This window comes from uncultured Sphingorhabdus sp. (assembly GCF_937872355.1).
In the GTDB taxonomy this organism is placed as follows: Bacteria; Pseudomonadota; Alphaproteobacteria; order Sphingomonadales; family Sphingomonadaceae; genus Sphingorhabdus_B.
In genome coordinates this window covers 1-6017 of sequence record NZ_CALMSV010000198.1, presented here as the reverse complement: position 1 = coordinate 6017, position 6017 = coordinate 1, and the positions used below count along the sequence as shown (strand labels likewise).

The following is a 6017-nucleotide window of genomic DNA, read 5'->3' as shown; positions in this document are numbered from 1 at the left end:
TGGTTGCCGAACGCACGTCAGTAGCCGAAACAACCGCTCCCAAACGGCGGGCCGTCGCAATTGCCTGAAGGCCAGCGACACCCACGCCCATAATGAATGCCTTGGCGGCGGTAATTGTACCTGCAGCGGTCATCATCATCGGAAAGGCGCGACCATAGGCCGCAGCGCTGTCAATCACAGCCTTGTAGCCAGAGAGGTTCGACTGCGACGAGAGGATGTCCATCGATTGCGCGCGGGTGATACGCGGCATGAATTCCATTGCCAGCGCCTCGACCCCGGCTGCAGCATATTCGTCAACGCGCTTGCGCTGACCAAAAGGATCCAGCCCGGCGACAATCCATGCGCCTTTGGCCGCACCTTTCAGCGCCTTGGGATCGGGTCCCTGCACGCCAAGGACAATGTCTGCATCCTTGATAGCCGCGTTGGCCGTGCCGATGGTCGCACCGACAGCTTCATAGTCTGCGTCGGAAATCGAAGCCGCAAGGCCCGCGCCTTTTTCGACGGCGACACTTGCACCCAGTCCGATGAATTTCTTCACCGTCTCTGGAGAGGCCGCAACCCGGGTTTCGCCGGATGCGACTTCCTTGAGAACTGCGATTTTGGTCACGTTATGCGATAATCAGCACGACGAGAACGGTGACCGCAACCGACGCAATGGTTCCCCATTTCAACAGCGAAAGAAATCCCGAATAGGTTTCACTTGCTGCGCGCATGTCCTGATTTCCAGCCATTTCAGCCTCCCTAAAAACCTGCCCCAAATATAGGCTATGCGGGGCTAATAGCCAGATGGGCGGTATTGCTCAAGCGCCTCGACCACAGAAATTTTACTGCATGCTTAATCGCCTCTTTACCTCTTCTTGTTACCGCATTGCTTCACCAAGTGCCCGATGGGATTTCGATGGCGGAAAAAGAGACACGATTGCTGATGCTTGTCGACGACGAACCTGCCCAGTGCAGGTTGGTGTCGGCTATTGCCAGTCGTGCCGGTTGGCGGACGATTTTCGCCCGCGACGCCGAAACCGCGATTGCCATGCTGGGTACCCAAGACGGCATGATGCTCGATGCCATCCTTCTCGATCAATGGGTTCCGGGATCGGATGCCGCTACACTGATCGCCGAACTCAAGTCGCGCCGTCCCGCTTTGCCTGTGTTGCTGATGACCGCCATCGGATCGACCGACAGCGCGATCGAGGCGATGCGTGCAGGCGCTTCGGACTATATCATCAAGCCCGTCGCGGCAGAGCGTCTCATCGCAGCGCTCAGTCTGGCCGCGGATCATGCCAAGGATTTTGGCGAACTCCAGCCATTGACCGAAAAAATCGGTCACCAGCTTGAATTTGACGAGATCATCGGTTCGGCACCTGCCTTCCGCACTGCTCTTGCCATTGCGGCAAAGGCGGCGCGCAGCAAGGCTCCGATTTTGATCGAAGGCGAAGGCGGGGTCGGCAAGGAAGTCGTTGCCGATGCCATTCATGCCGCGTCACCGCGCGCGCGGCTGCCGTTCCTGAAAGTGAATTGCGGCGCTCTCGCACCCAATCTGCTCGATTCCGTACTTTTCGGGCATGAAAAGGATGCATTTGCCGGCGCCTTTGATCGCCGCGTCGGCATTTTGCAGCAAGCCGACACCGGCACCGTGTTCCTTGACGAGATCGACCAGTTGCCAACGGAAACGCAGGTCCGGTTGGTGCGCCTGCTAACCGAGGGCGAAATACAGCCATTGGGTTCTCCGCACAGCTACCGCATCGATGTGCGCGTAATTACCGCCTGCAACCATGACTTGATGGCTAAAGTGGCGAGCGGCGCACTCCGCGAAGACCTGTATTACCGCATCAACGTGGTACAACTCCATATCCCGCCGCTACGTGACCGCATCGGTGATATTCCCGCACTTGCCCGTCACTTTCTGGGTCGCATGTCAAACCAGCCCGGCCTGCGCAGCTTGGGTATTACCGAAGAAGCCCTTGAGCTTCTCCGAAACTATGACTGGCCGGGAAATGTTCGCCAATTGCAGAGTGCGCTTTTCCGGGCCGCTGTGCTTTGCGATCGCGATGCGTTGACGCCCGACGAATTTCCCCAAATCGCAACTGCAGTCGGCAGACGAACCGAAGCTGTATCCAGCCATAAAGAAGGCGCCGGCGTTTCGTTGTTCGAACAGGACGGCAATATGCGACCGCTTGAGGAAATCGAGGCAGATGTCATCCGCCTCGCCATCGGCCATTATCGCGGTCGCATGACCGAGGTAGCCCGGCGCCTCGGCATTGGGCGTTCGACGCTGTACCGAAAGCTTGCCGACCTCGGCATCGAAAGCACAGCCGCTTAATTCTTCCCGAGGATCAGCGTGGTCGCCCCCCATCCGCAAAGGGATGCGGAACCGGTCAGTAATGTGCCCCAGATGATATCGAGCACAGTCACCTTGGTGCTCCAGACCTTCAGCGTAGCATAGTTGGTCAGATCATAGGTCATATAGCAAAAGAAGCCGAGCAGCGCGCCCCAAAGCAAGGCGGTCTGCCACTTACCGTTGTGCAACGCGGGGCCGACAGCGAAGATCATCATGCCCAGTATGTAGAGCAGATAGAAGGCCACCGCCGGCCCAAGACGGAAGCCGCCTTCATACATCAAGCTGCCAATTTCCGGCTTGTACAGACGCTCATACATGGTTCGCAGCCAAATGCTGTCGATCAATGCGAAAGAGACGCCTGTCGCGATATAGGCGACAACATATTTTGCGATCATGCTTGAATCTCCTGCGTGAGAGATAGCATCCGAGCCAACACAAACGATACGGGTGAAACCCGCCGCCTAGCCCGCCGTTAAAGCTGCATCGCGCAAGCCGCGCCAGACGTGGATCGCCTGCACCGTTTCGGGCACGTCATGCACGCGAACGATATGTGCGCCCTGTTCAACGGCCTTCATCGCAAGGAAAATCGAACCGCCCAATCGTGCATCAGCGACCGCCTCGTTTGACAAGGCACCGATCATGCGTTTGCGACTGGCCCCGAACAGCAGCGGGCAACCGATGCCGTGGAACAGTGACAGGTTGTTTACGAGCGTCAGATTGTCCGCGAGTGACTTACCAAATCCGATGCCTGGATCGATCAAAAGGCGATCACGCGCAATTCCGGCAGCAACCAGCACCTCAACGCGTTCCTCAAGCCAGTCATACACATCGAACAGCACTTCATGATAGCCGTCACTCTTGTGCGGATCGCTCGATTGGCTAGGCGCGTGCATCAGTACAATCGGGCAATTGCTCGCCTTGGCGACTTCGAGCGAGCGGTCGTCGAACAGCAGTGCCGAGATGTCGTTGATCATCATGGCACCTGCCTGCAACGCAGCCTCCATGACAGCAGCCTTGCGGGTGTCGATCGACACGGCATGCCCTGCATTGGCCAGACGTTTTATAGCAGGCTGTACCCGCTTTATCTCGTCACCTTCCCAAACGAGCGGCGCTCCGGGACGGGTGGACTCCCCGCCGACGTCGATGATCGCTGCACCCGCAGCCGCCATTGCACCACCGGTCTCGGCAAGCGCATCTGGATCATCGCCATGTTTGCCACCGTCGGAAAAGCTGTCCGGCGTGCAGTTCAAAATACCCATGACCCGTGGTTGATCGAGCAGGATGTTGCGTGCACCCATTTTGAGCGCAGGTCGTGGCGAAGTTATATTGGAAAGTTGCGACCGGGCCTTTTCAGCCAGATCCGTTGGCAGACCGCCCAGGTGAGCGTCCAATGCGGCAAGAGATACCAGCGCTTTCGACGCCCTCTGACCACCCTCGGTTTCGATGACTTCAACTGCCGAGAAATACACCATGGTACCAGCAAGCCGCGCGGCCTGCCCGTCAAACCCGATGGGCGTTTCAATGAATGCGCAGGGCCTAAGGTAGATTTGCCTCACGGCTCATTGGCGAGCAGATAATTCTGCCGCAACTCGTCAATTACCTTCAGTTCGCCCTCGCGGGTCTGGTAATACCAGAACATCCAGCCATTACAGCTCGGCGCATTCTGCACCAGCGCACCGATTTTGTGGATCGAACCATATTTGTTGTTCCACACCAGCGAGCCGTCGGCCCGGACAATCGCACCAAAGCGACGCTTCTTGTCGGTCAATTGCGCGCCAGCCCGCAAATAGCCATTCTCGACCAATTGGCCAAAGGCAACCCGCGGTTGCGACTTGGGCGATTGCATCGTTTCAAGTGAGCTTTCATCGAGCGGCAGCGCCATTTCGATCCGCTCTTCAGCGACCTTGCAATATGTGCTGTCACGCTCGCAGCCGATCCAATGGCGTTGAAGCCTCTTCGCCACCGCACCCGTGGTGCCAGTGCCGAAAAACGGATCAAGCACGACATCGCCTGGATTGGTGCAGGCAAGAAGGATGCGATAGAGCAATGCTTCCGGCTTTTGCGTGGGATGCGCCTTGGTGCCGTTGAGCTTCAGCCGCTCCTTGCCGCCGCAAATCGGGATCACCCAGTCCGAACGCATCTGCAACTCATCGTTCAGGGTTTTCATCGAGCGATAATGGAAGGTGTAGCGCGCCTTGTCGCTTTTCGCCGCCCAGATCAGCGTTTCATGCGCATTGGTGAAGCGCGTACCTTTGAAATTCGGCATCGGGTTCGACTTGCGCCATATGATGTCGTTGAGGATCCAGAAACCCTGGTCCTGCAACGTCGCACCTACGCGGAAGATATTGTGATAGCTGCCAATAACCCACAAGGTGCCATCGGGCTTCAGGATACGCCGCGCCTCAGCCAGCCATTCTTGCGTGAATTTGTCATAGGCCGCAAAATTGTCGAACTTGTCCCAATCATCGTCAACCGCATCGACTTGAGTACCATCGGGGCGCTGAAGATCGCCGCCAAGCTGGAGATTATAAGGCGGATCGGCAAACACCATGTCGACGCAAGCGTCGGGCAAGGAGCGCATCGCCTCGATGCAATCCATCTTCAGGATGCTGTCTAGCGGCAGAGTTTTCTTGTCGACTTTTGCGACCTTGGTTGCGGTTTTCGGTTTGACCGCAATTTTTTCCATAACACCCATTGTACGAGGCTCCCCGCCTGAACAGCGTAAATCAGGGGCCTGCGATGAGTCTTCGGGACTCGCAGGTCAAGCAGTTTCGATTACCGCGACTCGTTGGATTCCCTTGTAGAATCGCAAATATGGGCGGAACGAAAGGAGTCCGGCACAAGATATGGAGTCTCGCGATTCCAGCAGGACTCAACCCCTAGTGGTGTTGCCCGAAAGACTCACCCATAAAGATTTTACATTCAGTTACAGTAATTCCAACTGCGCCACCGGGGCAAAACTCCGGCGATGCAGAGGCGTCGGCCCCAAGCGACGCAACGCTTCGAGATGCCCGGCAGAGCCATAGCCCTTGTTGGAAGCCCAGCCATAGCCGGGGTGCATCGCGTCATAACTGCGCATCAAACGGTCGCGATGCTCCTTGGCGATGATACTGGCAGCAGAGATGCAGGGGTGGGTGGCATCGCCGCCAATTACCGCCTTTGCCGTGTAACGCCATTTAGGCAGGCGGTTACCGTCTACCAGCACTTGGACCGGCTCAATCGCTAACGCATCGACCGCGCGCGTCATCGCGAGCATCGTCGCCTGCAATATGTTGATACTGTCGATCTCCCCGACATCGGCAACGCCGATTGCCCAGCGACAAGACGCCTTGATCTGCATCTCCAAGATCTCGCGCTTTTTGGCACTCAGCTTCTTGCTGTCATCGAGACCGTCTATGCCGCCGTCACAAAGCACCACGGCCGCCGCGACTACTGGGCCGGCCAATGGCCCCCTGCCCGCCTCATCTACACCTACGATCATATGCGCCAGGCTGGATAGCGCCGGTTTTCGCCTGCGCTGTACAGGCAGACGATATTTCCGGATGGGTCCAACAGCCGTGCCTCGCGCCATCCCCAGCTTTCATCCTGAGGCATCTGTTCGAACGCGAAACCTTCGCTGACGAGTTCATTCACCCAGGCATCCAGCCGCTTGCTCTCGAAATAGACGACAGTCGAGGTG

General features: G+C 57.4%; 7 protein-coding genes and 1 pseudogene. 1 reads left to right on the top strand and 7 read right to left on the bottom strand.

The genetic code is table 11. The features are described from left to right. Positions 1 to 607, bottom strand: a pseudogene (locus Q0239_RS13135) (NAD(P)(+) transhydrogenase (Re/Si-specific) subunit alpha); the annotation flags it as partial. 1 nt (position 608) lies between these two features. After that, positions 609 to 731 carry an aa3-type cytochrome c oxidase subunit IV gene (locus tag Q0239_RS13130; RefSeq protein ID WP_298603591.1) on the bottom strand — a complete coding sequence of 41 codons (123 nt, stop codon included), beginning with the start codon at positions 729 to 731 and terminating at the stop codon, positions 609 to 611. A gap of 167 nt (positions 732 to 898) precedes the next feature. On the opposite strand from Q0239_RS13130, the gene Q0239_RS13125 reads away from it, so the two are divergent. After that, a complete protein-coding gene (locus Q0239_RS13125; RefSeq protein WP_298603590.1) occupies positions 899 to 2320 on the top strand; it encodes a sigma-54 dependent transcriptional regulator in 1422 nt (473 codons plus the stop codon). On the opposite strand, the gene Q0239_RS13120 is transcribed toward Q0239_RS13125, so the two are convergent. The 5 genes from Q0239_RS13120 to Q0239_RS13100 form a co-directional block, all read right to left on the bottom strand. Then, positions 2317 to 2733, bottom strand: a complete 417-nt coding sequence (locus Q0239_RS13120; RefSeq protein WP_367276108.1) for a DUF2177 family protein — start codon at positions 2731 to 2733, stop codon at positions 2317 to 2319. The two genes, Q0239_RS13125 and Q0239_RS13120, sit on opposite strands and share 4 nt — an antisense overlap. Positions 2734 to 2799: 66 nt before the next feature. Then, a complete protein-coding gene (gene folP, locus Q0239_RS13115; protein ID WP_298603588.1) occupies positions 2800 to 3810 on the bottom strand; it encodes a dihydropteroate synthase in 1011 nt (336 codons plus the stop codon). An 80-nt stretch (positions 3811 to 3890) separates the two neighbouring features. Further along, positions 3891 to 5033: a site-specific DNA-methyltransferase gene (locus tag Q0239_RS13110; RefSeq protein ID WP_298603585.1), complete on the bottom strand. Its 1143-nt coding sequence runs from the start codon at positions 5031 to 5033 to the stop codon at positions 3891 to 3893. Between the two features lie 231 nt (positions 5034 to 5264). Next, the gene (locus Q0239_RS13105; protein ID WP_298603583.1) at positions 5265 to 5819 is read right to left on the bottom strand and encodes a ribonuclease HII; all 555 of its coding nucleotides are present in this window, start codon (positions 5817 to 5819) and stop codon (positions 5265 to 5267) included. Further along, the coding region (locus Q0239_RS13100) for a VOC family protein (protein ID WP_367276106.1) at positions 5816 to 6017 on the bottom strand (202 nt) is incomplete at its 5' end. The genes Q0239_RS13105 and Q0239_RS13100, both read right to left, overlap by 4 nt.